Here is a 24,585-nt window from a genome sequence, read left to right as displayed (position 1 = left end):
AGTTTTACATTATTCCAAACTGATATTTACTACCGTCATCACAGATGGATCACCTTGCCCGGATTGAGCAGGCCGGCGGGGTCCAGCGCCCTCTTGAGGCGGTGCATCAGGTCGAGCCCCACCGCATCGGCGTAGTGCGCCAACTCCTCGCGCTTCAGTATGCCGATGCCGTGCTCGGCGGCGATGGAACCGTCCATCTCGACCACGATGTCGTGAACGACGCGGTTGAAGGCCTCCCACATGGCGAGGAAGGCGGCCTTGTCCATGCCGACGGGCTGGCTGAGATTGAAGTGGATATTGCCGTCGCCGACATGGCCGAACGGGCATGGGCGCAGGCCCGGCAGCAGCGCCTCGACCGCCGGCAGGGCGCGGGCGAGAAATTCCGGCACGCGAGACACCGGCACGGAAACATCGTGCTTGATCGAGCCGCCCTCGTGCTTCTGCGCCTCCGACATGTCCTCGCGCAGCCGCCACAGCGCCGCCGCCTGCGCCTGGCTGGCGGCGATGACGGCATCGACCACCTCGCCCGCCTCCATGGCGGTGCCGAGGCTTTCCTCCATCAGGGCGGCCAGGTCGAAGGCGCGGGTCGGCGCGGAAAACTCCGCCAGCACATACCAGTCATAGCGGTCGCGGAAGGGGCGCACGGTGCCGGGCATGTGATTGAGCACCGTCTCGACGCCGAAGGCCGCCATCAGCTCGAACGTGGTCAGCGCATCCCCCGCCTCGCCGCGCAGGCGCTTGAGAAGGGCGAGCGCGGCCGCCGGATCGGGCACCGCGAGGAAGGCGGTGGCGCGCTGCGCCGGCTGCGGAAACAGCTTGAGCACGGCGGCGGTGATGATGCCGAGCGTTCCCTCGGTGCCGAGAAACAGGTGCTTGAGGTCATAGCCCGCATTGTTTTTGCGCAGGCGCTTCATGCCGTTCCATACCCGGCCGTCGGCCAGCACAACCTCCAGGCCCAGCACCAGATCCTTCGCATTGCCGTAGCGCAGCACGGCGGTGCCGCCGGCATTGGAGGCGAGGTTGCCGCCGATGCGGCAGGAACCCTGCGAGGCGATGTGCAGGGGGAACAGGCAGCCCGCCGCTTCGGCCGCCTCGTGCAGCTTGTCGAGGATGCAGCCGGCTTCCACCGTCATGGTCATGTCGATGGGGTCGACCTGGCGGATGCGGTCGAGACGCTGCAGCGAGAGGAGCACCTCGCCGAACGGCACCTGCCCGCCGACCAGCCCGGTATTGCCACCCTGCGGCACCACGGCGATGCCAGCCGCCGCGCAGGCCTGGACGATGAAGGCCACCTCCTGCGTGGAGCCCGGCCGGAGCACGGCCGGCGTCTTGCCCTGATAGAGCCCGCGCTCCTCGCGCAGATAGGGGGCCATGTCCTCCGGCGCGGTGAGCACATGGGCAGCGCCGATGCGCTGGGCGATGGCGGCGAGCAGGCTATCGATCGAGGAGGACATGAACCGTCTCCGACAGGCGGACCAGAAATGGAGGCTCGCATAGCGCGATGATGGCTCACTTACCACAGCTTACATCCGTGTCGGGCGTTGCGACCCTTGCCGGCCTCTCCTCCCCTTGCCCCGCGCGCGCTTTCCCCCTATCCCCGCGCCATGGCGCCTCCTCTCCTTCTCCTCCAGGACATCCGACTGACGTTCGGCGGCACGCCGCTGCTCGACGGAGCGGAACTGTCCGTCTCCGCCGGCGAACGCGTCGGCCTCGTCGGCCGCAACGGTTCGGGCAAATCCACCCTGCTCAAGATCGCCGCCGGCCTCGTGCAGGCCGATAGCGGTCCGCGCTTCGTGCAGCCTGGCGCCACGGTGCGCTACCTGCCGCAGGAGCCGGACCTCTCCGGCTTCAAGACCACGCTCGATTATGTCGAAGCCGGCATGGGACCGGGCGACCAGGAATACCGGGCGATGTACCTGCTCAACGAGCTGGGACTCACCGGCGCGGAAGACCCGGCCAATCTCTCCGGCGGCGAAGCCCGCCGCGCGGCGCTCGCCCGCGTGCTGGCGCCCGAGCCGGACATCCTGCTGCTCGACGAGCCGACCAACCATCTCGACCTGCCGGCCATCGAATGGCTGGAGGCGGAAATCGCCTCGCTGCGCTCCGCCCTCGTGCTCATCAGCCATGACCGGCGCTTCCTGCAGGACCTGACCCGCGCCACGGTGTGGCTGGATCGCGGCCGCACCAAGCGCATGGAGCGCGGCTTCGGCTTCTTCGAGGAATGGCGCGACCAGGTGCTGGAAGAGGAAGAGCGCGACCAGCAGAAGCTCGCCCGCAAGATCGTCGCGGAAGAGCACTGGATGCGCTACGGCGTCACGGCCCGGCGCAAGCGCAACGTGCGCCGTGTGGGCGAACTCGCCGCCCTGCGCGCGCAGTTCCGCGACCATCGCGGAGCTGTGGGCACCATCACCATGGCCGCCACCGAGGCCGATGTCTCGGGCAAGCTGGTGATGGAAGCCGAGCACATTTCCAAGACCTATGGCGACCGCGTCATCGTGCGCGACCTCTCCATCCGCATCCAGCGCGGCGACCGCATCGGCATTGTCGGGCCCAATGGCGCCGGCAAGACCACGCTGCTGAAAATGCTGACCGGCGAACTGGCCCCCGATACCGGCAAGGCCAAGATGGGCACCAATATCGAGATGGCGACGCTGGACCAGCGCCGCGCCGCGCTCGACCCCAACCGCTCGGTGCGCGAAACGCTCACCGACGGGCGCGGCGATCAGGTGTTCGTCGGCGGCAATCCGCGCCATGTCATCGGCTACATGAAGGACTTCCTGTTCACCCCGGAACAGGCGGGCACCGCCGTCTCGCGCCTGTCGGGCGGCGAGCGCGGGCGGCTTCTGCTGGCCTGCGCGCTGGCACAGGCCAGCAACCTCATGGTGCTCGACGAGCCGACAAACGATCTGGACCTCGAGACGCTCGATCTGCTCGAGGAGATGATCGACGACTATGCCGGCACGGTGCTGCTGGTCAGCCATGACCGCGACTTTCTCGACCGCACCGTCACCGCCACCATCGCCTATGAGGGGGATGGCAACTGGGAGGTCTATGCCGGCGGCTATTCCGACATGGTGGCCCAGCGTGGCCATGGCGTTAAGGCGCGGGCGGCCGCCGCCGCGACGGCACCGGCGAGCAGCAAGTCCACAGCTGCCAAACCAGCGAAATCGACGGGGGCGGCCCCGGCATCGTCGGCCAAGCGCAAGCTCTCGTTCAAGGAGAAGCACGCGCTGGAACAGCTGCCCAAGCGCATCGCGCAGCTGGAATCCGACATCGCGCGGTTGAACAACAAGCTGCACACGCCGAATTTCTACACCCGCGACCCCGCCGGCTTTCAGAAATCCACCGCCGAGCTGACCCGCATCCAGGCCGAGCATGCCAAGGCGGAGGAAGAGTGGCTGCAGCTGGAAATGCTGCGCGAGGAACTGGGCGGGTGAGGCTCATCGAGCTCACCTCGTCGGACGACCCGCGCATCGACGCCTACCGCGTGATCAAGGAACGCGATCTCGTGGGGCGCGGCGGGCGGTTCGTCGTCGAGGGCAAGACTGTGCTCGACGTGGCGCTGTCGCCGCGCAACCGCTTCCCGCTGGAATCGCTGCTGCTGGCGGAAAGCCGCATCGAGGGGCTCGGCGGCCTGCTGGAGGGGGCACCGGAGGACCTGCCGGTCTATACCGCGAGCCAGGCCATCCTCGACGGCATTACCGGCTTCCACATTCATCGCGGCCTGCTCGGCATCGGCCTGCGCGGGGAGATGCCGGGGGCCGAGCAGCTCATCGCCGGCCTGCCCGCGGAAGCGCTGGTGGTCGTGCCGCTCGGCATCACCAATCATGACAATGTCGGCGGCATCATGCGCAATGCCGCCGCCTTCGGCGCTGACGCCGCGCTGTTCGATTTCGCGTCCTGCGATCCGCTCTACCGCAAGGCGATCCGCGTCTCGGTCGGCGGCAGCCTCATCGTTCCCTTCGCCCGCGAGGGCTCGGCGGAGGCGCTGCTCGACCTCCTTGTCGCCAACGGATTCGAGCTGATCGCGCTCAGCCCCGCCGGGAAGACCCCGATCACAGCCCTTCCTCGCCCGCGGCGGGCGGCGGTGCTGCTCGGCGCGGAGGGTCCCGGGCTACCCCCGCACATTCTGGCGCGCGCCCACACGGTGCGCATTCCTATGAAGGGGGATTTCGATTCCCTTAACGTCGCGACCACGAGTGGTATCGTGCTGCATTCCCTTGCGGATGCTCGATAACGGCCTCGTGAGGCGCCGATTCAACCCTCGACAAACGTCTCGAGAGGGATATCCTCAAATTGGAATACCAGACGGATTACCCGTTTGATGACCGTCGACTTCGTTACGACCCGGGGCCTAGCCCCGGGTCTTTTTTTGTAGCCGGCGATGCGCACCCGCCCTTTCCATTGATCCTTTCGCCGCGTGAGATAGTTTGCCCCTTCGGCGCCCGGCCTGCCGGCCGCCGGTGAGGAAACGCCAGATGCACGTAACATCGTCCCCCTTTCGCGGCCGATCGGCGGCCCGCCCCATCATCGTGAAACTCGGCGGTAGCCTGATGGGTTCGCCGCGCCTCGCCCTGCTGCTCGCCGATCTCGCCCGGCGCGGCGCGCCGCTCGTGCTGGTGACCGGCGGCGGGCCGCTGGCCGATGGCGTGCGCGCGCTGCAGCCCCGGATGTCGCTGAGCGATGGCGCCTGCCACCGCATGGCCATCCTCGCCATGGAACAGGCGGCCCACGCCTTCGCCGATCTCGCGCCCGGCCTCGTGCTGGCCGACAGCCTGCCCGCCTTCGCCCGTGCCCATGCACAGGGGCGCGCCGCGCTCTGGCTGCCCGCCCGCATGGCGCTGGCCGCCGCCGAACTGCCCGAAAGCTGGGACCTCACCTCCGACAGCCTCGCCGCCTGGCTCGCGGGTGAGACCGGCGCCGCCCGCCTGATTCTGGTGAAATCGGCTCCCGCCGCGGCCGGCAGCGGCCCGGCCGACTGGGTCGCCGCCGGGCTGGTCGACCCGCTGTTCCCGCGCTTTGCCGCCGCGTTTGGCGGCGCGGTCGACCTCGTCACGCCCGATACGGCACGGGTGAGCCTCAACGAGGGAGCGCGCGCGGCATGAGCGAGAATGAGGGGCATTATCCGCGCTGGGCCTGGGCGCTCACCGGCTCGGGCCATTTCTTCACCGAATCCATCGCCCTCATCAAGGCGCTGGACGCGGTCGACCTGTTCGTGTCCAGGGCCGCCGACGAAGTGCTGCGCATGTACAAGCAGGACCTGCCCAAGGACACGCGCATCTTCCGGGAAACGACGGCGAGTTCCGCGCCGGTGGGGCGTTTCTATGAGCAGCTCTACCACACGCTGGTGGTCTCGCCGGCCTCGTCCAACACGGTGGCCAAGGCGGTCTACGGCATTTCCGACACGCTGGTGACGAACTGCTTCGCGCAGGCCGGCAAGTGCCGCGTGCAGACAATCGTCTTCGCCTGCGACACCGCGCCGGAGATGATCACCATGGCGCCCAAGGGCCTTTACCCCGTCTATCCGCGCCGCATCGACCTGGAGAACACGGCGAGGCTCAAGGAATTCGAGGATACGACGGTGGTCGAGTCCATCCACGAACTCGAAGCCGCCATCGCCGCGCGCCAGAGCCTGATCGCCGGAAAGGAAGCCGCGGAGACGGTCGCGGCCAGCGATGACTGACGCGGCGAAACGGCCAGAGAAGATCGCCCTCGTCACCGGCTCGCTGGCCGAACCGCGCCTGACAAGGATCGCCGGCGAGATTGCCGATGCCAGCCTCGATCCAGTCGTGGTCAATGTCGGGGTCAAGGTCGCCGCGCTAATGACGGCGGAGATCGTCGAGCGCCGCCTCAAGCTTCCCGAGGGCACCGACCGCGTGCTGATGCCCGGCCGGTTTCGCGGCGATCTCGACCGGCTGGAGCGCTTCTTCGGCGTGCCGTTCTCGCGCGGGCCGGACGAGATGGCCGACCTGCCGGACTATTTCGGCCAACAGCGCCGCGCCGTCGACCTGTCAAAGCACGATGTCACCATCTTCGCCGAGATTGTCGACGCCACCGTGCTCGATGTCGAGGGCATCCGCGCCCGCGCCCTTTTCCTGAAAGGCGAAGGCGCCGACGTCATCGACCTCGGCTGCATGCCGGATACGCCCTTCCCCCATCTGGAAGAGGCGATCGCCGCGCTTCACGCGGAGGGGCTGAAGGTGAGCGTGGATTCCTTCGACCTTGGCGAACTCTCCCGCGCCACGCGCGCCGGCGCGGATTTCCTGCTCAGTCTCAACGAGACCAATCTGCACATCGCGGAGGAAGGCCCGGCGGTCCCGGTCCTCGTGCCGGCGAAACAGGGCGACCTCGATTCGCTGTGCCGCGCGGTCGACATCTGCCTCGCCAGCGGCCAGCCCTTCCTGGCCGACCCGATCCTCGATCCAATCCATTATGGCTATACCGCCTCGATCGTGCGCTATGCGGAGCTGCGCCGACGCTACCCGCACATTCCCATCCTCATGGGCATCGGCAATGTCACTGAGCTGACGGATGCCGACACAACCGGGATCAATGCCATCCTGATGGGGATGATCTCGGAACTGTATATCGGTGCCGTCCTGGCGGTGCAGGTGAGCCCGCATTGCCGCACGGCGGTGCGCGAATTCGACCGCGCCCGGCGCGAGTTCTTTGCCGCGCGGCAGGCCGGCGCGCTGCCGCAGGGCTTCGGTGGCGGCCTCATGGCGCTGCGCGACCGCAAGCCGCACGCGTCCACGCCGGAGGAGGTCGCGTATCTTGCGGGCCAGGTGCGCGACGGCAATTTCCGCATCGAGGTGAGCGAGGCGGGCATCCACATCTATAACCGCGACGGCCACCACATCGCCGACGAGCCCTTCGCGCTGTTCCCCCATCTCAAGGTGGAGGAGGATGGCGCCCACGCCTTCTATCTCGGCGTGGAAACCGCGCGAGCGGAGATCGCCTTCAAGCTCGGCAAGCGCTATGCGCAGGATGAGGGCCTGAAATGGGGCGTCGCCGGAGACATTGCCGGCAGCCCCGAGGAGGCCCATCGTTTGACATTCAAGCAGGCCGGCACGACCCTGCAGGCCAAGGCCGACCGGCAGTCGACCGCCGGAAAGCCGCAAACAGGTGAGACGCCGCCGTGATCCGTGAAGTCATCGTCACCACCCGTTCGCTCGCGGGTGAGCCGCATCTGGCGCCGATGGGGGCCAGCGTGATCGAGGGTGGCTACCTGCTGCAGCCGTTCCGCCCCTCGCGCACGCTGGACAATCTGGCGACGACCCGCATCGCGGTGGTCAACTTCACCGATGACGTGCGCATCTTCGCGGGCTGCGTAGTCGGCAAGCGCGTGCCGGTCGACGTGAAGAAGGCGACCTATATCGACTGCCCGCGCCTCGCCGACGCGCTCTCCCATGACGAGATCACCGTCGAGCGGGTGGAGGACGATCCGCAGCGCCCGAAGTTCTTCTGCAAGACCTACCATTCGGAAGGGCACAGCCGCTTCGAGGGACTGAACCGCGCCAAGGCTGCCGTGCTGGAGGCCGCCGTGCTGGTGAGCCGGCTCAACTTCCTGCCCGACGAGAAGATCGACCAGGAAATGGCCTATCTCGCCATCGCGGTGGAAAAAACCGCCGGGCCGCAGGAGCAGGAGGCGTGGGACTGGATGCTGGAGGCTGTCGCCGAGTTCCGCCGCAAGCGCGCGTCCTGAGCGAACCCACCCCCTGCATCCGCCCGCGAGCGCATCATGATCGAAAGACCGCCGGGCCTGCTGGCTTCCGTCGCCGACCTCCACGAGATGGAGCTGGCGCGGGCGGGCGGCGCCGATATCGTCGACCTTAAGCAGCCGGCCTTCGGCGCGCTCGGCGCCTGGAGCCCAACGGCTCTGACCGCCGCGGTGATGCTGTGGAACGCCTGGGATGGGGCCGGGCCCGGGCATCGCCCCGCCCTCAGCGCCACGGCGGGCGACCAGCCGATGGTGCCCGCCCTCATCCTCGCCGCCGCCACGCGGATCGCCGGCACGGGCGTACCCATCGTCAAGGTGGGGCTGTTCGCCTCCCCGCATGCGGGCGCCTGCATCGAGGCGCTCGCGCCGCTAGCCGCTCGCACGCGCCTGATCGGCGTGCTGTTCGCCGACGAGAACCCCGATTTCGGCCTCATCGCCACGCTCGGGCGCTGCGGCTTCGCCGGGGTGATGATCGACACAGCGGACAAGCGGTCCGGCTCGCTCACCGAGCATCTCGACCCGCTGACCCTCGGTCAGTTTGTCGGCGAGGCGCGCCGGCACGGGCTGATGACCGGGCTTGCCGGCTCGCTCAAGCTGTCCGACATCGCGACTCTCGCACCGGTCGGGCCGGACTATCTCGGCTTTCGCGGCGCGCTCTGCGCGGGCGGGCGCACCGGCACGCTCGACCCCGCGCGGCTGGCGCTGGCGCGCGAAAAGCTGGGCCTGTCGAGCGGCTTCCGGCGGGTCTGACGCACCGCACAAGAGCGTGCGCATCCGCGCTTGACTTCCATTCCGACGAGGTCCATTCCCCTCGCGCCGCCTGTCATGGTGGCGCAATCGGACCCCCTTACCCATGCCCAGCGACAGTTACAGTCGATTGTCCGGCCGTCGGCGGCCGGCGCCGTGAGCCGACCGCAGAACTGATCTGGGTTTTGGCTCCCTGCGCCGGCCGTCCGAGGGACGGACGTCGGAAAAGAGAGCCGAAATGGAAGAGATCCGCGACCCGGCGCCCAATCGCCGTGACGAAGACCGGCGTGACGATCCGTTCATCGACACGGCTGCGCTAGCCGCCGAGCTGGCCGAAGAACACCCTGCCGACATTGCAGAGGCTCTCGATGAGGAAGAGCCGGAAGTTGCCTCCGCCGTGCTCGCCAGCCTGTCGCGCGAGCAGCAGGTGGAGGTGCTCGACCAGTCGGACTTCGACCTGTCCAGCGACCTCATCGAGGCGCTGCCTGTCGAGGAAGCCGTGCGTCTCGTCTCGGCCATGTCCGCCGACCGCGCCGCCGACCTGTTCCGCTGGATGGAGGAGCCGGCGCGCTCGCACCTGTTCGCCCGGCTGCCGCCGGAAACACAAGCCGAGCTGAACCGCCTGCTGTCCTGGCCCGAGCACACGGCCGGCAGCCTGATGACGACGGAGTTCGTCACCGTTCCCTCCACGTGGACGGTGGGCGAGACGCTTCGGCACATCCGCGAAACCGAGCGCACGCGCGAGACGGTCTACGCGATTTACGTGCTCGATCCCGTCACCCACAAGCTGGAGCAGGCGGTGAGCCTGCGTAGGCTTATCACCGGCGAGAGCGGCCAGCCGATCCTCTCGGTGGCGCCCAAGCACGATCCGATCACCTGCGCTCCACTGATGGACCGCGAGGACGTGGCGCGACTCATCTCGAAATATGACCTGCTCGCCGTGCCTGTCGTGGACGAGCACGAGCATGTGCTCGGCATCGTCACGGTCGACGACATGATCGACGCCATCATAGAGGAGGGCACCGAGGACGCGCAGAAGTTCGGCGGCATGGAGGCGCTGGACGAGCCCTATATGGAGATGGGCTTCGTCGCCATGCTGAAGAAGCGCGCCGGCTGGCTCTCCATCCTGTTCCTCGGCGAAATGCTGACCGCCAACGCCATGCAGCATTTCGAGGACGAACTGGAGCGCGCCATCGTGCTGACCCTGTTCATCCCGCTGATCATGAGCTCGGGCGGCAATTCCGGCTCGCAGGCGACTTCGCTCATCATCCGTGCGCTGGCGCTGGGCGAGATCAAGCTGAAGGACTGGTGGCGCGTCGCGCTGCGCGAACTGCCTTCCGGCCTCGTGCTCGGCTCCATCCTCGCCGTGCTCGGCGTCACCCGCATCACCGTCTGGCAGATCGCCGGCTTCCATGATTATGGCGAGCACTGGGTGCTGGTCGCGGCGACCGTCGGCACCGCGCTGATAGCGATCGTCACGTTCGGCTCGATGACCGGCTCGATGCTGCCCTTCGTGCTGCGCCGCCTCGGCTTCGACCCGGCCAGCGCCTCGGCGCCGTTCGTGGCCACCTTCGTCGATGTGACGGGTCTTGTGATCTACTTCACCGTCGCCCTGATCATATTGCGCGGCACGTTGCTGTAGGGCACCCGCCCTACAGATGCAGCGCGATCAGATGGGGTCACGCATTCTCCATCAATCGTCCAGAAGCGCGTGGATCGGTCCGTTTGGTTCAACCTGACCGACCCCGGCTCCAGCGGCCGGGCCGACGCGAGCCGGCACCATTCGAGCCGGGAGCGTCAGCCCGGCGCCAGCACTTCGCCCTGCCCTCCGAGCAGCGTATCGCCCACCAGACGGCGGGCGCTGCCCCAATCCTTCAGGCGCGCGAGTTCCGGCACGCGCCGAGCGAGAAGGGCGAGCGCCACAAGTTCATGCGCCCCGGTGTCGACGAAGCCGGCGGGGAGCGCGGGGACCGATGTCGCAAGAATGGTACCGCGCTTCATGCCCCGACCCGCGAGCGGGCCGATGGCACCGCCGACGCTCACCGTGCCCGCGATCATGTCGGTCGCCAGCCCTTCGCCGGCATCGCCGTCGATGAGGATCAGGCCGCCGCGCTGGCGCTCGGCCGCGCGTGCGCCGGCATGGCCGCTGATCTTGATCACGCCGCCCGACATGCCTCGCCGCGAGCCGGAGGAGGCCGCGCCCGCATGCGCGCCGGCATCGCCGGCGAGTTCGATCCGCCCACCGGAAAGCTCCGCCCCGAGGAAGTCACCGGCCGTGCCGGCAATGCGCAGAATGCCGCCCGCCATGCCCCGCCCGGCCCAGGCGCCGACCGGGCCGTCGACGATCAGCTCGCCCTCCAGCATGCCGGCGCCCACGCCATCCAGCCGCGCATCGCCGATCTCGATCAGGAGAACGCCATCCGGCGCGCCCTCGATGAAGAACAATTCCGCCAGCGGCACGCTGCGCGTGCCGTGGGGCACGGCGAGATGCTCCAGCTCGCGCAGGGTGAGCGGACCGGTCACCGCCGGCGTGATGCCGGAAAAATCGACCCGCGCCTCGAACGGCGCGCGTGGCTTCAGCGAAACCCCGCTCATGCCGCGCCTCCCTCGGTGCCCATGATCTCACGCAGCTTGAAGTGGAAGGGGCCGAGATTGCCGCCGTAATTGCCGGCATCGATCGCCACGACGCCGCCCTCCTGGCCGACGGCGCAGGCGGCCTGGATGCCGACACGCGTCGCCTCCGCCACCGCCGCGAAGCTCACCCCGTCAATGACGATTTCCAGCACCGAGCCCACCTCCGGCGGCAGGGCGCTCGGCCGCGTGCCGCGCAGGGTGGGGCAATAGGCGTCGTTGCTGGAAGCGAACAGGCCCTTGTATTTGGAGCCGACCTTGGAGCCCGAGCGTACCACGCCACCGGGGAAGGGCAGGATGATGCCCTCCACCTTGCCCATCGCGGCCACCGCCGCCTCTGCCGCCTTCAGAGCGGCGCCGCGCGAGCGGGCGAGGATGAGGAAATTGCCGCCGCCCACGCCCTCGACCGAGCCGGTATCCTCGTCGCAGACGAACTCGCCCTCCATAACCGGCAGGCGCCAGAAGCGCTTGTTGCCGATCTTCTTGGAGATCTGGTGCCCATCGGCGAAATAGCGGATGGTCTTGGCCAGCGGCACGCGCTTGCCAGTCTCGATGCCGGCATAGCAGGCGGTGGTCGGACAGGTGAGCACGCACTGGCCGAGGCGCAGCGGCACCACCTTCTTCAGCGAGCCGAAATCCATCGCGAAGATAAGCAGCGACACACCCGGCCGCCCATCCGGCGTCTCCTCCGCGCTGAGCGTGCGCTCGATCGCCGCCTCGCAGCCGCAGCCGATGACCGAGGTGGCGAATCCCGTCGTCGTCCGCCCGGCGATCAGCGCCCATTCGGGCGTATCGGCGGTGACGATGAGACGGGTGCCGACCATGGGGAAGGCTTCCGCGAAAGTGTCGCGGATCTCCACGCCGTTGATGATCATGGCGCCACTCCCTCGCATTTGAGGATGGTCGGGCCGGCGCCGCCGCGCAGCTCGCCGTCGGCGACGCGGAAATGCTTCGATTTCAGCCCCACCGATTCGTCGAACCAGCGCTGCATGTCCTTGTCGATCGCCCGGTCGAACTCCGGCCGCGCCACATGGGTGGTGCCCTGCGCCAATTCCACCACCAGCCCGTCCTTGACGATCAGCCGGCCGTTCTTGAACACGTAGCGCGTGGTGGAGAACATGGCCTCGCGATCGGCGTCCTCGGTGTGCACGGCGATGTCGGCCACCGCCCCCACGCCCAGATGGCCCTTTTCCTTCAGCCCGAGGATGCGGGCGGGCGCGGCGCGGGTGAGAATGGCGACCTCTTCCAGCGAATATTCGCGGGTGATCTGGCCCAGCAGGGTGTGGGCCTGCGCCGCCTTGTTGAGGGTCGCCAGCTGCGCGTTGCGGAAGTCGCGGTCCATCAAGAGGCGGATGAGGTGGGGATAGGTGGTGAACGGGCCGCCATTGGGGTGGTCGGTGGTGAGGAAGATCCGCCACGGGTCCTCCACCAGCAGGAACAGCTCCAGCCCGATCGCCCATTGCAGCGCGTTGACGAAATTGCGGTCGCGATACTCGAACGGCACCACGCCGCAGGCCGCGTCCAGTTCGATATCCATGCCGATGGACTTGTTCGGGCTGGCAATGGCGCGGTTGCGGTATTGCGACATGTAATCGGCCGAGGCCGTCACCGTCTGGCCGAACATCACCTGCCCGACATCGACCGAGATGTTCGGGTTGGCGTTCACCATCTCCGCGATGCGCGCGGCGGAAGAGGAGAAGCGCTTGTCGCCCTCGGTGCCGTAGGAATGAAACTGCAGATGCGTCAAATGCAGGCGCCGCCCCTCGGCGGCGGCGATGGTGGCGAGCGTGGTCTCGTCATTGCCCGGCACGCCGAGATTGCAGCCGTGGAGGTGGATCGGGTGCGGCAGGCCCAGTTCCGTCACCGCGCGGATCAGCGTGGTCAGCACCCGGCGCGGCGAGACGCCGTAATGCGGGTTGGCCTCGTCGAGATCGAGCTTGCGGGCGTTGAACTTGAAGGCGTTGATGCCGCCGGGATTGACGATCTTGATGGCGAAGGCCTGCGTCGCCTCGATCATCCAGCCGACATAGGCGTTGACGGTCTCCTGATGCGCCCCCGCCGCCAGCAGGCGCTGGAAGAAATCATCGTTGCCCAGCACCAGATAGGCGCCGGTGTCGAGATTGGGGATGTCCGCCATTTCCAGATGCGCGCCGCGCGCATTGGCGCCGACCATGGCCGGCTCGAACACCGTGGTGTAGCCGAGCTCGGCATAGCGGCAGCCGGTGGCATGGGCGGTCGGCACCGCCCGCCCGCCGCCGCAGCCGCAGAAATTGCCGGGCATTTCGGGATAGGTCCGGCGGTCCTCCTGCATCAGCAGGCGCGCCAGGTTCATCTTGCCGCCGGCGATGTGGCTGTGCAGGTCGATGCCGCCCGCCAGCACGACATCGCCGCCGAGATCATACTCGGCATCCGCCTTGCTGTCGGTCGGCGCGACGATGCGCCCGTCCTCGATCTCGATGTCGCGCACCGCGCCGGTGGCGACGCCGTTCTCGCCATTGGCCGGATCGAGCACGCGCCCGCCCTTGAGCCGCAGTCTCATCTACCCCTCCGCTATGCAACGCACAGCCTCGGCGACGCTGGGCAGCGTCGCGACGCGCAAGGCGCCGAGCGGCAGGCTTACGATGGAATCCATGCGGAACACGGTGCCGGCATGATCGACGCCGGGCGTGCCCACCGGGATAAGAACATCCGGTTCGTTCTCGAATACTGTTTCGGGATGGGCAAGAGCAATGATCTTGCCCGCGAAGGAAGGCGGCGGCTCCGGCCGGAAGGCCGAAACCCACAGCAGCACATCCGCATCCGCCAGCGCCGCCTCGGTGGCATAGAGCGCACCGTCATGCGTGCTCGCCTGCCCGCGCACCGCGGTGCGCAAGGGATAGCCGAGCCGCCACAGCAGAAGCTGGTTCACCCCGATGATGTTGTCGCGTCCGCCGAGCGGGAACACGCCCGCACGCGTGGTGACGTTGAGCCGGTCGACCAGCGCCGTCGCCCGCTCGGCGACGAGGTCGCCGTCGTCGAGGGCGGCAGCGTTCCAGGTCGCGACCACGTAATGCGCGGCGCCCATCGCCTCGGCCAGCGCCGCCAGCTCGGCGGCGGGCACGCCGCCGAATGCCTCGCCCGGCGGCATACGGCCGTCGCTCAGCACACTGAGCGCCTCCAGCACGGCGACGGGATCATCCGTGGCGAGATGGGAAATGTCGGCATGCCCCAGCTGGCGCTGCGCCGTCTCGCCCGGCGCGCCGCCGATGAAGACCACCCGGCGACGACCTTCGGCGAAAAGCGGCGCCTCGGGAAACAGCCTCTCGAACAGCCGACCCCACTGGCCGGCGGGATCCTCGCCGATGACCAGCAGCAGATCGCAGCGATTGCGCACCTCCGCCAGCGTGGTGGCGAGCCAGCCGGTGCGCTGGGCGCTGGCGTAATTGCGGAACAGCCCGTCCGAGGCATGGTGATCGAGCACGCCGCCGAAGCGGATGGCGAGGTCGGTGAGAGCGCCGGCGCCGGCCATGTCGGTTCCGAGCCCGCCGATCAGCGTGGCGCGCGCGCCCAGCAGGATGTGGCGCGCCGCCTCGGCCGCCGTGTCGAGATCGACCGCCGCGCCCGCCACGCTGGCCGGCCGGTCGGCGACGTCGAGCCGGCGGATCAGCCGCGCCGCCTCCGCGCAGACCGTGCCGGCGGCGCGCAGCTCGCGCCCCTCGACCTCGACGCGCAGATCATCGCAGCCCAGCCCGCAGAAGCCGCAGACCACATCCTCGATCGTCTCAATCGCAACGTCGGCCATCGTTCCTGCCCGGTCAGTCATATTTGATGTAGGCGAAGCGCAGATCGCCGCGCGGCGTGCCTTCCAGCGCGCTGTCCGCCTCGGTGCCCGGCTGCCAGCCGACCACGTCCTCGATCTTCTTAGCCAGCTGAAAATCGCGTTCCGTAATGCCCTTGGCGTCATGCGACATCAGCCGCACCTCGACCCAGGCATAGGACGCCGTGATATCGGGATGGTGCCACGCCGCTTCCGCCAGATGGCCGACGGCGTTGATCACCATCAGCGTTCCCTTCCAGCTGGACGTGCGATAGGTGCGCCGGATCCAGCCATCCTGGAAGCTCCAGTGCGGCAGGTCGGCAGCAAGCCGTTCCTTCACCTCGTTGTCGGTGAAGGTCTTTTTCGGATCCAGCGCCATAAGCGGCGTCCTCGTGGTGCGTCCTCTAGGCGGCGGGCCCCCGTTCTGTCGCGGGTGGCTTCCCCCGATTCGGTAGCACGCGGCAGGGGCAGGCCGCAAATCCCCCCTCGCAGCTCATTTGCCCGGGGCGCTTGTCCTTGCCGCCCCGCCCGCCTTACGATGGCGATCGAGGAAACGCCCGTGAACAAGACGACGCCCAACCCGCAGACGGCGCACAGGCCGGACGGCAGCAACGTGGTGCGCATCACCGCGCCGGGCCGGCTGCATCTCGGATTCCTCGATCTCGCCGGCACGCTCGGGCGCCGCTTCGGTAGCCTCGGCATCACGCTGGACCGGCCCTCGACCATCGTGCGGATGCGGCGCGCGCCGTCGCTTTCGGCCACCGGGCCGGATGCCGGCCGGGCACTCGCCGCAGCCGTGAAGGCGGCCGAACGCTTCGGCATCGACAAGGCGGTGGAGATCACGGTCGAGACGGCGCTGCCACCCCATTCCGGCCTCGGCTCGGGCACCCAGCTCGGCCTCGCCGTGGCCACCGGCCTGTGCCTCTTGAACGGTCTGTCGCTCTCCCCGCGCGAGGTGGGGGCGGCGTTGGGTCGCGGGGCGCGCTCGTCCATCGGCATCGGCGCCTTTACCGAGGGCGGCGTGATCCTCGACGGCGGCAAGAAGCGCGGCTCGGACGCCCCGCCGCCCATCCTCTCGCGCCTGCCCTTCCCCGAGAACTGGCGGCTGCTGCTGGTATATGACAACAGCCATCAGGGGCTTAGCGGCAGCGAGGAAACGGCCGCCATGGAAGGCCTGCCGCCCTTCGCCGACACGCTGGCGGGCCACATGGCGCGGCTGGCGGTGATGGTGGCGCTGCCCGCGCTGGCCGAGGGGGATGTGGATTATTTCGCCGCAGCCATCGGCGAAATGCAGCGTCTGCTCGGAGACCACTATGCGAGTGCCCAGGGCGGCCGCTATACAAGCTCATCCGTCGCCGAGGTGATGGACTGGCTGGAGAGCCGCGGGCTGCGCGGCCTTGGCCAGAGTTCCTGGGGCCCCACCGGCTTTGCCGTGCTGGGCAGCCCCGAGGAAGCGGAAACGATTCTCAGCGAGGCCCGCGCCCGTTTCGGCGACCGGCCCGCTCTGGCTTTCGACTGTGTGCGCGGCGCCAATGCCGGGGCACGGATCGAATGGCTTGCCTGCCTCGAGCAGTGCTAGCGGCGGTTTTGGCGTAAACGCCCGCGTCGCTCTTCCGATCCTCCTCGACCAGAGGCCGTAAGGCCCATTTTGCCCAGGGACCGAAACGACATGGCGGACATCGCCCCGATTCTCCACATCGTCTCCCCGCTGCGCCACGTCTCGCCCTTCGACGTGAACATGGCGGTGGATGCCGGCTACGCGACCATCCTGCCCTATTCGGGCGTGACGCTCGACGAGATGGCCGACCTCACCCAGGACATGATGTTCTCGCGCAGCCCCGAGGCGGCTCCGCGCACCGGACTGTTCATCGGCGGCAAGGATGCGAGCCTCGCCCTCGACATGGCGGCGAAGGCGAAGAGCGTGCTGTTCGCCCCGTTCGAGATTTCCATCTTCGTCGATCCGGCCGGCTCGTTCACGACCGCGGCCGCCATGGTGGCCGAAGTCGAGCGCCGGCTGCGCCCGACCCATCCTGAGGGCATCAAGGGCGTGAAGGTGCAGGTCTATGGCGCGACCGGCGTGGTCGGCGGCATTGCCGGGGTGATCGCCGCGCAGGCGGGAGCCGAGGTGACGCTGGTCAGTCACCGCGACGTGGAGGCCGTGGCCGCCAAGGCGCGCGACTTCAAGCAGCGCTTCGGGGTGGATCTCGCCAGCGCCAGCGCCAGCAGCGAGGACGAGAAGCGCGCCCTGCTGCCCGGCACGCAGGTCGTGCTGGCCTGCGGCCGGGCCGGGGTGGAAATCCTCTCCGCCGATGCCCTTGCCGCCGCCCGCGATCTTCTCGTCGCCGCCGACGTCAACGCCGTGCCACCCGCCGGCATTGCCGGCATCGACGCCCATGCGGACGCCAAGCCGCTCGCGGGCGGGGCGGTCGGCATCGGCGCGCTGACCATTGGTCACCTCAAATACCGCGTGCAGCACGAGCTTCTGGCGCGCATGCGCGTGGCGACGCAGGCGCTGACCATCGGGTTCGAGGATGCCTTCGCGCTGGCCCGCTCCCTTGCCGCACCGAAATGATGTCGATGTCGATGTCGTCGTCGTCGCTGTCGCGGCACGCGGCCTTGCCGCCGCCGCCCGCCGCGCCGGACGGCGCGCGCTCGTCCTCGACCTGTTCGCCGATGAGGACACGCGCGAACTGGCGGTGGAGGCCCTCGCGCTGCGCCGCCTTCCCGGCTTCGCCATCGACCCGCAGGACCTGTTCGAGCAGTTGGCCCGCCATGCCGCCCCCGATCTCCCCCTCGTGCTCGGCACCGGCTTCGAGGCCACGCCCGAGCTTGTCGAGCGGCTCGGCGCGCGGTTCCGCCTGCTCGGCAATAGCGGGCGCACGCTGGTCGCGCTCAAGGAGCCGCGGATGATGGACCGGCTGCTGAGCGATATCGGCGTCCCCCATCCGCGCCTGTTCGATCGCGCGCTGGCCGGCGTGGCGACGCTGGAGAAGCGTATCGGCGGCTCCGGCGGCCAGCATGTGCGGCCGGCGGCGCGGGCGCGCGGTGAGGGCTGGTACCTGCAGGAACGCGTCGCGGGCCGCACGGTTTCGGCCCTGTTCCTCGGCAATGGCCGGCAGGCGCGCCTCCTCGGCTTTTCCGAGCAATGGTGCGCGCCGACCTTGGAGGCCCCGTTCCGCTATGGCGGGGCCGCCGGCCCGATCCGGCTGGAGGCCGGAATGGAGACCGAAATCGCCGTGGCGCTGGATGCCATCGTCGCGGCCACCGGCCTGGTCGGGCTGGCCAGCGCCGACCTGATCGTGAGCGATGAGGCCTGGCATCTCATCGAGATCAACCCGCGCCCGGGCGCGACGCTCGACATCTTCGACCACGTGCCGCTGCCGCCTCTGCTGGGGCTGCATATCGCGGCGTGCGATGGCGATCTGCCCGAGCGCGCGCCGCTGGACCCGGCGGAGATGCCGGCCGAGGCGGAAGCGGTTCGTGCCGCCGCCATCCTCTACGCCCCGGCCGATGTCGCGATGCCGCACGCCGCCCTGCCCGACTGGGTGGCCGACCGACCGCCCGCCGGCGCGCGCATCGCGAAAGGCGAACCCATTTGCACCGTCCTTGCGCGCGGCCGCGACGTGGCGCAGGCGCGCGCGCAGATCGACACCCGTACCGACCATCTCTGGCGTGACCTGAACCGGCCAGCCGCAACGCGGCGGAGTAACTGACCATGGACGACCTTTCCCGCCCCACGCGCCCGAGCGTCTCGACGCTGACGGAGCCGCTTGTCGAAAACCTGATCGCCCGGGCGCCGCAGCTGCGGCTCGCCGTCACCCGCAGCGCCGCAGGCGCCCGCATCGTCGACGCCGGCATCACGGCGCGCGGGGGCATCGAGGCCGGGCGGCTGATCGCCGAGATCTGCCTCGGCGGCCTCGGCGCGGTGGATATCGTGCCGGCCGCGCGCTTCAAACGCTGGGGCACGCTCATCGGCGTGCGCACCGCCGATCCGGTCACCGCCTGCCTTGCCAGCCAATATGCCGGCTGGAGCCTTGCCGAGGGCGAGTTCTTCGCGCTCGGCTCCGGCCCCGGGCGGGCGCTGCACGCCAAGGAGGAACTGTTCGGCGAACTCGGCTATCGCGACCAGGCTTCGAGCGCCGTGCTGGTGCTGGAGGTGGACCGTTTCCCCCCCGAGGTTCTGGTGGAGCGCATCGCGGCCGGCTGCGGCGTCGCCCCGGATCGGCTCACCCTCATCCTCACCCCCACCATGAGCCTTGCCGGCACCGTGCAGGTGGTGGCGCGCGTGCTGGAAGTGGCGCTGCACAAGGCGCATGCGCTGCATTTTCCGCTGGAGCGCATCGTCGACGGGCTCGCCAGCGCGCCGCTGCCCCCGCCCGCTCCGGATTTCATCACCGCCATGGGCCGCACCAACGACGCGAGCCTTTACGGCGGCGACGTGCACCTCTTCGTCGAGGGGCCGGAGGAGGAAGCCGCCGCACTGGCGGCCGGCCTGCCCAGCTCCACCTCGCGCGATTATGGCCGCGCCTTCGGTGAGATCTTCACCGCCTATAATGGCGACTTCTACGCCATGGACCCGATGCTGTTCAGCCCGGCGCGCGTCACCGTCACGGCGCTGTCGACCGGGCGCAGCTTCACCCATGGGGCTTTCGACGAGGCGGTGATCGACCGCTCCTTCGCGTGAGCCTGCGCATGAGCGCGCGGGCGGGCGACACGGTCGTCATCTTCACCGAGGATGCCGACTGGCACACGCGCAACCTCAAGGCCGCGATCGAGCGGACGGGGCTCCGGGTGATCGTGCTCTCGCTCAATGATTGCGGCTTCGCCATCGGCGAGACGGCGCATGGGCTGATGCTGCCGGGCTTCGGCGACGAATTGCCCGCCGCCGCCTTCGTGCGCCTCATCGCCAAGGGCACGACCGAGCAGATCACCGCCCGGCTCGGCCTGCTTCACGCCCTGCGCGAGCTGGGTGTGACGGTGATGAACGATGCGCGCGCGGTGGAACGCTGCGTCGACAAGAGCATGACCAGCTTCCTCATCGCGAAGGCCGGCCTGCCGACGCCGCGTACCCTCGTGGGCGAGGACCGCGCGGCGATGCAGGCGCTGGTCGACGAGGCCCCGGGCGACATGGTGCTGAAGCCGCTATTCGGTGCGCAGGGCAAGGGCATCCGCCGCATCCCCCCGCGCACCGCCCTTCCGGAACCGGAGACGGTTGGCGGCCTCTACTATCTGCAGGACTTCGTCACCCAGCCGAGCGGTCCCGATTTTCGCGACTGGCGGGTGTTCGTGATCGGCGGCGAGGTCGCGGCGGCGATGATCCGCCGCTCGCGGCGCTGGATCACCAACATCCATCAGGGCGCTGTGGGCGAGCGCGCGCCGCAGGATCCGCAGGCCTTCGACTTCGCCATCCGCGCCACAGCGGCGGTGGGTGCCGACTATGCCGGCGTCGACCTGATCGAGGATGCGCGCGGCGGATTTCAGGTGCTGGAGGTCAATTCCATGCCGGCCTGGAAGGGCTTGCAGAAGACCACCGAGGTGGACATTGCCGGCCGGCTCGCCGCCTATCTCGCGGGCGTGCTCAAGCCCGTGCCCGAGCCGATGCCCGCTCGATGACGCCGGACGCGATCGCGCGCGCCTTCCGCAGCGCCTGCCTGGCCGAACTCGATGCGCTCAAGCCGGGCAATGTGCACCACTTCAGCGCCGGCCACGGCATGGAGGTCGCCCATTTCGAGCGGGCGGCGGCCGCCGCCGCGCCCTGCATCGCGGCACCAGGCGCGAGGGTAGGCGCGCGCATCGAGACGGCGGTGGCGGCTTCGCTCAAGGTCACCGGGCTCAACAGCAATCTGGGCATCGTGCTGCTCTGCGCCCCGCTCGCGGCGGCGGCGGAAGCGGCGGGGCCGTTGCGCACCCGTCTCGCCACCGTGCTGAAAGGGCTCGACGCAGGCGATGCGCAGGCTGCCTTCCGCGCCATCGCCGCCGCCAATCCCGGCGGGCTGGGGCAGGTGGCGGCACACGATGTGGCCGCCCCCGCCCGCATCGGCCTCGTGGAGGCGATGGTACTGGCGGCGGGGCGAGACCGCATCGCCCGGCAATATGCGCGCGGCTTCGAGGACGTGTTCGACATTGGCCTCAACCGCTTTGCCGCCTTCGCGCAGGCCGCGCCCGAGGCCCGCACGGAGGCGGTCTACCTCGCCTATCTCACCGCTTTCCCCGACAGCCATATCGCCCGCAAATTCGGGACAGCGGTGGCGGAAGAGGTGCGGCTTGAGGCCGTTCGCGTGTCCGGCACGGTCGATCTTCACGCGCCGGCGGCCACGCGCCATCCGCCGCTTCTCGCCTTCGACCGCTCGCTGAAAGAACGCGGCCTCAATCCCGGCACCAGCGCCGATCTCACCGTGGCGACGCTGTTCGCCGCCGCCCTCGCCGCAGAACCGGCGGACGCATGAGCGGGTCAGCGCAGCCAGGCCTCGATCTCGCGTCGCGCGAGGCGGCCATCGTGAAGGGCGCTGGCCAGCAGGACGCCGGCGCAGCCGAGATCGGCGAGCCGGGCAAGGTCCTCGGCATGGCGCACCCCGCCCGCCGCATAGACCCGCCGCGCGCCGGCACGGGCGATGACCGCGCCGAGCCGCGCATAGTCCGGGCCCTCCCCTGCCCCGACCCGCGCCAGCGTCATCACGATCACAGCCTCCGGCCAGAGATGCGAATCAGCATGCAGCACGGTGGGCCCGCGCGGCCCTTCCGGGCCGAAGTCGAGCGAGAAGACGGCACCCGCGACGGCGAGCGCCGCCCGCCCCTGTTCGAGATCCGCCATCGTCTCGCTGCCGACCACCGGCCGGCCCGGGCCATGCACCGCGCGGCGCGCCACCCTGTCGGCCTCGGCCTCGCCGGCATCGACCCACAGCGCGAGGCCCGGATGCCGGGACGCGAGTTCGCCCAGCACCTCATCATGCCCGTCCCGGCCGGCAATGGCATCGAGGTCGGCCACGTAAAGCGTGCGAAACGGCGCGAGCCGCAACAAGGCGTCGGCCACGTCGTGGGGCGCCGATCCCGCGCAGAGCGGGGTCTCAATCGGGCGGTAGGCGTCCCGCGCGCCGCGCCGGGCGTGGACCACCGCACCTCCCATGAGGTCCAGGACGGGTATAAGTTCCACCTCGCGGCCTCTCCCTTCCCGCCTATTCAGATCGGGCGTGCCTAATGCAGGTCTTCGTGTGCGAAACGGTCACGGGCGGCTTTTATGCCGGCGCGGCGCTGCCGGAGGATCTGATAGACGAAGGCGCGCGGATGCGCGACGCGCTGATCGGCGATCTCGAGGACCTGCCCGGCATCCGCGTCGTCACGACGCATGATGCGCGCCTGCCGCAGCCGCCGCGCGGGACCAGCCGTCCCGTCGGACCGGGCGACGATGCCGGCGCGCTCTGGGACAAACTGGCGGCAGAGGCGCAGTGCTGCTGGCCGATCGCACCGGAATGCGAGGGCATCCTCGCGCGGCTGGTGGCGCGGCTGCGCACCCGCAACAGCCGGGTCATCGCCCCGGACGACGCCACGTTGCGCATCTGCGCCAGCAAGCGGGAAACGGCCGAAGTGCTGACCCGTGCCGGCGTGCCGGTCATTCCCACCTGGCCGCCCGGCATGGTTCCGCAGGGCCAGAAGGGCCCGTTCGTGATCAAGCCGGATGACGGCGCCGGGGCGCTCGATGTGATCCTTGTTCCGAGGCTGCCCACGGAACCTATCGCACCGGGCGCCGTCATCCAGCCGCTGGTCGCGGGAACCGCCGCCAGCCTCAGCCTGTTGTGCCAGCAGGGCCGCACCCATGTTCTCTCGGCCAACCGGCAGCATGTCGCGATCGTGGAGGGCCGATTCCGGTTCAGCGGCGTGACGGTCGGTGCCTTTCCGGTGGACGACACGCTGCGCACGCTGGCGGAGCGTATCGGCGCGGCGCTGCCGGGGCTGCGCGGGCTGGTCGGCGTCGACTACCTCGCCACCGCGGCGGGGCCGGTGGTGATCGAGGTCAATCCGCGCCTCACCACATCCTATGTCGGCCTGCGACACGCGCTTGCGGTCAATCCGCTCGCCTTCGTCGCCGAACTGATCCGCGACGGCGAGGTTCCCGAGGGCGACGTCCCGAACCTGCCGTATCTGCCGCCTGCCCGACCCGTGGAGATCAACCTTTGACATCCGAAACCCTGCGCAACGTCGTCCGCCTCGGCTGGGACGTCGGCGGCGCGCATGTGAAGCTCGCCGCCTTCGGCCGCGACGGCCGCCTCAAGGCAGTACGCATCGCTGCCTGCCCGGTGTGGAAGGGCGCCACGCATCTGCACGAGGCGATCCGCACGCTGCGCGCCGAATTCCCCGGTGACGCCGCCTCCGCCGTTACCATGACGGCGGAAGTCGCGGACCTGTGGCCTGATCGCCGCGCCGGGGTGGTCGGCACGGCGGCGATCCTGATCGAGGAACTTGGCACCGCGCCGCTCGCGCTGTTCGCTGGCCCGGAAGGCTTCGTGCCGGCGACGGAAGCGGCGGCGCATGCCGACATGATCGGCTCGGCCAATTGGTACGCCACCGCCGCCGTGCTGGCCCATCTGCTGCCGGGGGGCGTGCTGATCGACATCGGCTCGACCACCAGCGACCTCATCCCGTTCAGCGCCAGCCGGGTCGCCGCGCGCGGCTTCACCGATGCCCAGCGCCTCGCCAATAACGAACTCGTCTATGCCGGTGTCGTGCGCACGCCGGTGATGGCGCTGGCGGAGGCCGCGCCATGGGGCGGGCGCTGGCTGCCGCTGATGGCGGAGCACTATGCCACCACGGCGGATGTGCATCGGCTCACCGGCGAACTGAGCGAGATGGCCGATCTCCACCCCAGCGCCGATGGCGGTGCCAAGAGCGAAGAGGCCAGCGCCCGCCGGCTGCTGCGCATGGTGGGGCAGGATTTCACCCCGCAGGTGTTGCCGGCCGCCCGGGCGCTGGCCCGCTATTTTGCCGAGGAGCAGCTGCACCGGCTCAGCCGCGCCTTCGACGGCGTCGCCTCCGCCGGCCCGGAGGAAACCGACCTCATCGTCGGTGCCGGCGTCGGGCGCTTCCTCGCCGCCCGGCTCGCCGAACGTCGGAACCTCGCCTATCTCGACCTCGCCCAGGTGCTGACGGACGACGAAAACCTCGCGCGCGAGGCCGCCGATTGCGCGCCCGCCGTCGCCGTCGGCCTGCTCGCCGCCGCCCTCACCGAAGACTGACCGGGAAAACTCCGCATGGCCGCCTCCACCGCCGACCGCATCTTCCTTCGTGGCATCGAGCTTCACGCCCATCACGGCCTGTATGAGGAGGAGGCCCGGCTCGGCCAGCGCTTCGTCATCGATGTCGACTGGTGGCTCGACGCCGCGCCGGCTGCCATCCATGACGATTATGAAGAGACGGTCGGCTACGACAAAGTGTTCGCGCTCGTGCACGAAGTCTCCGCCGGGCACCGTTTCCAAATCATCGAGGCGCTGGCCGAAGCGATCGCCGGCGCGGTGCTGGCGCGCTATCCGCGGGTCGACAAGGTGCGGGTGGAGGTGCACAAGCCGGCTGCGCCCATTCCCGGCATCTTCCGCGATGTCGGCGTCGAGATCATCCGCACGCGGTGAGCGATTGCGCATGGCAGGGGCTTCCGGTTCCCGTGCCGAGGTCCTACTTCTTGGGAAAATGAGCGTTCCGGAGC

24 protein-coding genes are annotated in these 24,585 nt (G+C 69.3%); 17 read left to right on the top strand and 7 right to left on the bottom strand.

Annotated elements, in window-relative coordinates; genetic code table 11:
• Nucleotides 1-38: 38 nt before the first annotated feature.
• Complete coding sequence (locus FHS55_RS02245) at nucleotides 39-1,454, bottom strand: FAD-binding oxidoreductase (RefSeq protein ID WP_183188042.1); 1,416 nt, start codon at nucleotides 1,452-1,454, stop codon at nucleotides 39-41.
• 150 nt (nucleotides 1,455-1,604) lie between these two features.
• On the opposite strand from FHS55_RS02245, the gene FHS55_RS02240 reads away from it, so the two are divergent.
• From FHS55_RS02240 to mgtE, 8 genes are all read left to right on the top strand, one after another.
• Entirely contained in the window at nucleotides 1,605-3,437 is a 1,833-nt protein-coding gene (locus FHS55_RS02240) for an ABC-F family ATP-binding cassette domain-containing protein (protein WP_183188041.1), read from the top strand.
• A complete protein-coding gene (locus tag FHS55_RS02235; RefSeq protein WP_183188040.1) occupies nucleotides 3,434-4,237 on the top strand; it encodes a TrmH family RNA methyltransferase in 804 nt (267 codons plus the stop codon). Before FHS55_RS02240 ends, FHS55_RS02235 begins: the two co-directional genes overlap by 4 nt.
• Nucleotides 4,238-4,478: 241 nt before the next feature.
• Nucleotides 4,479-5,105: an amino acid kinase family protein gene (locus FHS55_RS02230; protein ID WP_183188039.1), complete on the top strand. Its 627-nt coding sequence runs from the start codon at nucleotides 4,479-4,481 to the stop codon at nucleotides 5,103-5,105.
• Nucleotides 5,102-5,683, top strand: a complete 582-nt coding sequence (locus FHS55_RS02225) for a flavoprotein (RefSeq protein WP_183188038.1) — start codon at nucleotides 5,102-5,104, stop codon at nucleotides 5,681-5,683. Before FHS55_RS02230 ends, FHS55_RS02225 begins: the two co-directional genes overlap by 4 nt.
• Entirely contained in the window at nucleotides 5,676-7,142 is a 1,467-nt protein-coding gene (locus FHS55_RS02220) for a DUF6513 domain-containing protein (protein WP_183188037.1), read from the top strand. The genes FHS55_RS02225 and FHS55_RS02220 overlap by 8 nt, the downstream gene beginning before the upstream one ends.
• Nucleotides 7,139-7,705 (top strand): DUF447 domain-containing protein, encoded by a 567-nt coding sequence (locus FHS55_RS02215; RefSeq protein ID WP_183188036.1) that lies wholly within the window; start codon nucleotides 7,139-7,141, stop codon nucleotides 7,703-7,705. Before FHS55_RS02220 ends, FHS55_RS02215 begins: the two co-directional genes overlap by 4 nt.
• Before the next feature lie 36 nt (nucleotides 7,706-7,741).
• Complete coding sequence (locus FHS55_RS02210) at nucleotides 7,742-8,470, top strand: (5-formylfuran-3-yl)methyl phosphate synthase (RefSeq protein ID WP_183188035.1); 729 nt, start codon at nucleotides 7,742-7,744, stop codon at nucleotides 8,468-8,470.
• A gap of 235 nt (nucleotides 8,471-8,705) precedes the next feature.
• A complete protein-coding gene (gene mgtE, locus FHS55_RS02205) occupies nucleotides 8,706-10,109 on the top strand; it encodes a magnesium transporter (protein WP_183188034.1) in 1,404 nt (467 codons plus the stop codon).
• 155 nt (nucleotides 10,110-10,264) lie between these two features.
• Here the strand turns inward: mgtE and FHS55_RS02200 are convergent, their stop codons facing one another.
• The 5 genes from FHS55_RS02200 to FHS55_RS02180 are packed head-to-tail and all read right to left on the bottom strand — an operon-like array spanning nucleotide 10,265 to nucleotide 15,273.
• On the bottom strand, nucleotides 10,265-11,062 hold the full coding sequence (locus FHS55_RS02200; RefSeq protein WP_183188033.1) for a formylmethanofuran dehydrogenase subunit C: 798 nt from the start codon (nucleotides 11,060-11,062) through the stop codon (nucleotides 10,265-10,267).
• Nucleotides 11,059-11,973 carry a formylmethanofuran--tetrahydromethanopterin N-formyltransferase gene (gene fhcD / locus FHS55_RS02195; protein ID WP_183188032.1) on the bottom strand — a complete coding sequence of 305 codons (915 nt, stop codon included), beginning with the start codon at nucleotides 11,971-11,973 and terminating at the stop codon, nucleotides 11,059-11,061. Before fhcD ends, FHS55_RS02200 begins: the two co-directional genes overlap by 4 nt.
• On the bottom strand, nucleotides 11,970-13,637 hold the full coding sequence (locus tag FHS55_RS02190) for a formylmethanofuran dehydrogenase subunit A (RefSeq protein WP_183188031.1): 1,668 nt from the start codon (nucleotides 13,635-13,637) through the stop codon (nucleotides 11,970-11,972). Before FHS55_RS02190 ends, fhcD begins: the two co-directional genes overlap by 4 nt.
• Nucleotides 13,638-14,879, bottom strand: coding sequence for a formylmethanofuran dehydrogenase (locus FHS55_RS02185; RefSeq protein WP_183188030.1), 1,242 nt, complete (start codon nucleotides 14,877-14,879; stop codon nucleotides 13,638-13,640).
• Nucleotides 14,880-14,892: 13 nt separating this feature from the next.
• Nucleotides 14,893-15,273 carry a 4a-hydroxytetrahydrobiopterin dehydratase gene (locus FHS55_RS02180; protein WP_183188029.1) on the bottom strand — a complete coding sequence of 127 codons (381 nt, stop codon included), beginning with the start codon at nucleotides 15,271-15,273 and terminating at the stop codon, nucleotides 14,893-14,895.
• Between the two features lie 180 nt (nucleotides 15,274-15,453).
• Here FHS55_RS02180 and FHS55_RS02175 point away from each other — a divergent pair, with 180 nt between their 5' ends.
• The 6 genes from FHS55_RS02175 to FHS55_RS02150 all read left to right on the top strand — a co-directional run bounded on the left by FHS55_RS02175 (nucleotide 15,454) and on the right by FHS55_RS02150 (nucleotide 21,340).
• Nucleotides 15,454-16,473 carry a beta-ribofuranosylaminobenzene 5'-phosphate synthase family protein gene (locus FHS55_RS02175; RefSeq protein WP_343055942.1) on the top strand — a complete coding sequence of 340 codons (1,020 nt, stop codon included), beginning with the start codon at nucleotides 15,454-15,456 and terminating at the stop codon, nucleotides 16,471-16,473.
• A gap of 90 nt (nucleotides 16,474-16,563) precedes the next feature.
• Complete coding sequence (locus FHS55_RS02170) at nucleotides 16,564-17,466, top strand: NAD(P)-dependent methylenetetrahydromethanopterin dehydrogenase (protein WP_183188027.1); 903 nt, start codon at nucleotides 16,564-16,566, stop codon at nucleotides 17,464-17,466.
• On the top strand, nucleotides 17,450-18,607 hold the full coding sequence (locus tag FHS55_RS02165; protein WP_246339758.1) for an ATP-grasp domain-containing protein: 1,158 nt from the start codon (nucleotides 17,450-17,452) through the stop codon (nucleotides 18,605-18,607). The genes FHS55_RS02170 and FHS55_RS02165 overlap by 17 nt, the downstream gene beginning before the upstream one ends.
• Before the next feature lie 2 nt (nucleotides 18,608-18,609).
• On the top strand, nucleotides 18,610-19,578 hold the full coding sequence (mch, locus tag FHS55_RS02160) for a methenyltetrahydromethanopterin cyclohydrolase (RefSeq protein WP_183188025.1): 969 nt from the start codon (nucleotides 18,610-18,612) through the stop codon (nucleotides 19,576-19,578).
• A gap of 8 nt (nucleotides 19,579-19,586) precedes the next feature.
• Entirely contained in the window at nucleotides 19,587-20,507 is a 921-nt protein-coding gene (locus FHS55_RS02155) for a RimK family alpha-L-glutamate ligase (RefSeq protein WP_183188024.1), read from the top strand.
• Nucleotides 20,504-21,340: a triphosphoribosyl-dephospho-CoA synthase gene (locus FHS55_RS02150; RefSeq protein ID WP_183188023.1), complete on the top strand. Its 837-nt coding sequence runs from the start codon at nucleotides 20,504-20,506 to the stop codon at nucleotides 21,338-21,340. Before FHS55_RS02155 ends, FHS55_RS02150 begins: the two co-directional genes overlap by 4 nt.
• A 5-nt stretch (nucleotides 21,341-21,345) precedes the next feature.
• Here FHS55_RS02150 and FHS55_RS02145 read toward each other — a convergent pair whose 3' ends face one another.
• Nucleotides 21,346-22,044 carry a HisA/HisF-related TIM barrel protein gene (locus FHS55_RS02145; protein WP_183188022.1) on the bottom strand — a complete coding sequence of 233 codons (699 nt, stop codon included), beginning with the start codon at nucleotides 22,042-22,044 and terminating at the stop codon, nucleotides 21,346-21,348.
• Between the two features lie 44 nt (nucleotides 22,045-22,088).
• Here FHS55_RS02145 and FHS55_RS02140 point away from each other — a divergent pair, with 44 nt between their 5' ends.
• Genes FHS55_RS02140 through folB form a run of 3 tightly spaced genes read left to right on the top strand, consistent with a single transcriptional unit; the run spans nucleotide 22,089 to nucleotide 24,511 of the window.
• The gene (locus FHS55_RS02140) at nucleotides 22,089-23,066 is read left to right on the top strand and encodes an ATP-grasp domain-containing protein (RefSeq protein ID WP_183188021.1); all 978 of its coding nucleotides are present in this window, start codon (nucleotides 22,089-22,091) and stop codon (nucleotides 23,064-23,066) included.
• Complete coding sequence (locus FHS55_RS02135) at nucleotides 23,063-24,121, top strand: hydantoinase/oxoprolinase family protein (protein ID WP_246339757.1); 1,059 nt, start codon at nucleotides 23,063-23,065, stop codon at nucleotides 24,119-24,121. The genes FHS55_RS02140 and FHS55_RS02135 overlap by 4 nt, the downstream gene beginning before the upstream one ends.
• Before the next feature lie 15 nt (nucleotides 24,122-24,136).
• Nucleotides 24,137-24,511 carry a dihydroneopterin aldolase gene (folB, locus tag FHS55_RS02130; RefSeq protein WP_183188020.1) on the top strand — a complete coding sequence of 125 codons (375 nt, stop codon included), beginning with the start codon at nucleotides 24,137-24,139 and terminating at the stop codon, nucleotides 24,509-24,511.
• The last annotated feature ends 74 nt before the right edge of the window (nucleotides 24,512-24,585 follow it).

Source organism: Ancylobacter tetraedralis (assembly GCF_014195655.1).
Lineage (GTDB): Bacteria > Pseudomonadota > Alphaproteobacteria > Rhizobiales > Xanthobacteraceae > Ancylobacter > Ancylobacter tetraedralis.
The sequence above is the reverse complement of the archived record's forward strand: the minus strand, read 5'-3'. Positions and strand labels throughout refer to the sequence as shown.

What these genes read in the sequence shown, in the direction of transcription:
- FHS55_RS02245 (WP_183188042.1), bottom strand. Translation starts at nt 1,454, where the DNA reads ATGTCCTCCTCGATCGATAGCCTGCTCGCCGCCATCGCCCAGCGCATC.
- FHS55_RS02240 (WP_183188041.1), top strand. Translation starts at nt 1,605, where the DNA reads ATGGCGCCTCCTCTCCTTCTCCTCCAGGACATCCGACTGACGTTCGGC.
- FHS55_RS02230 (WP_183188039.1), top strand. Translation starts at nt 4,479, where the DNA reads ATGCACGTAACATCGTCCCCCTTTCGCGGCCGATCGGCGGCCCGCCCC.
- FHS55_RS02225 (WP_183188038.1), top strand. Translation starts at nt 5,102, where the DNA reads ATGAGCGAGAATGAGGGGCATTATCCGCGCTGGGCCTGGGCGCTCACC.
- FHS55_RS02220 (WP_183188037.1), top strand. Translation starts at nt 5,676, where the DNA reads ATGACTGACGCGGCGAAACGGCCAGAGAAGATCGCCCTCGTCACCGGC.
- FHS55_RS02210 (WP_183188035.1), top strand. Translation starts at nt 7,742, where the DNA reads ATGATCGAAAGACCGCCGGGCCTGCTGGCTTCCGTCGCCGACCTCCAC.
- mgtE (WP_183188034.1), top strand. Translation starts at nt 8,706, where the DNA reads ATGGAAGAGATCCGCGACCCGGCGCCCAATCGCCGTGACGAAGACCGG.
- FHS55_RS02200 (WP_183188033.1), bottom strand. Translation starts at nt 11,062, where the DNA reads ATGAGCGGGGTTTCGCTGAAGCCACGCGCGCCGTTCGAGGCGCGGGTC.
- fhcD (WP_183188032.1), bottom strand. Translation starts at nt 11,973, where the DNA reads ATGATCATCAACGGCGTGGAGATCCGCGACACTTTCGCGGAAGCCTTC.
- FHS55_RS02190 (WP_183188031.1), bottom strand. Translation starts at nt 13,637, where the DNA reads ATGAGACTGCGGCTCAAGGGCGGGCGCGTGCTCGATCCGGCCAATGGC.
- FHS55_RS02185 (WP_183188030.1), bottom strand. Translation starts at nt 14,879, where the DNA reads ATGGCCGACGTTGCGATTGAGACGATCGAGGATGTGGTCTGCGGCTTC.
- FHS55_RS02180 (WP_183188029.1), bottom strand. Translation starts at nt 15,273, where the DNA reads ATGGCGCTGGATCCGAAAAAGACCTTCACCGACAACGAGGTGAAGGAA.
- FHS55_RS02170 (WP_183188027.1), top strand. Translation starts at nt 16,564, where the DNA reads ATGGCGGACATCGCCCCGATTCTCCACATCGTCTCCCCGCTGCGCCAC.
- mch (WP_183188025.1), top strand. Translation starts at nt 18,610, where the DNA reads ATGGACGACCTTTCCCGCCCCACGCGCCCGAGCGTCTCGACGCTGACG.
- FHS55_RS02155 (WP_183188024.1), top strand. Translation starts at nt 19,587, where the DNA reads ATGAGCGCGCGGGCGGGCGACACGGTCGTCATCTTCACCGAGGATGCC.
- FHS55_RS02150 (WP_183188023.1), top strand. Translation starts at nt 20,504, where the DNA reads ATGACGCCGGACGCGATCGCGCGCGCCTTCCGCAGCGCCTGCCTGGCC.
- FHS55_RS02140 (WP_183188021.1), top strand. Translation starts at nt 22,089, where the DNA reads ATGCAGGTCTTCGTGTGCGAAACGGTCACGGGCGGCTTTTATGCCGGC.
- folB (WP_183188020.1), top strand. Translation starts at nt 24,137, where the DNA reads ATGGCCGCCTCCACCGCCGACCGCATCTTCCTTCGTGGCATCGAGCTT.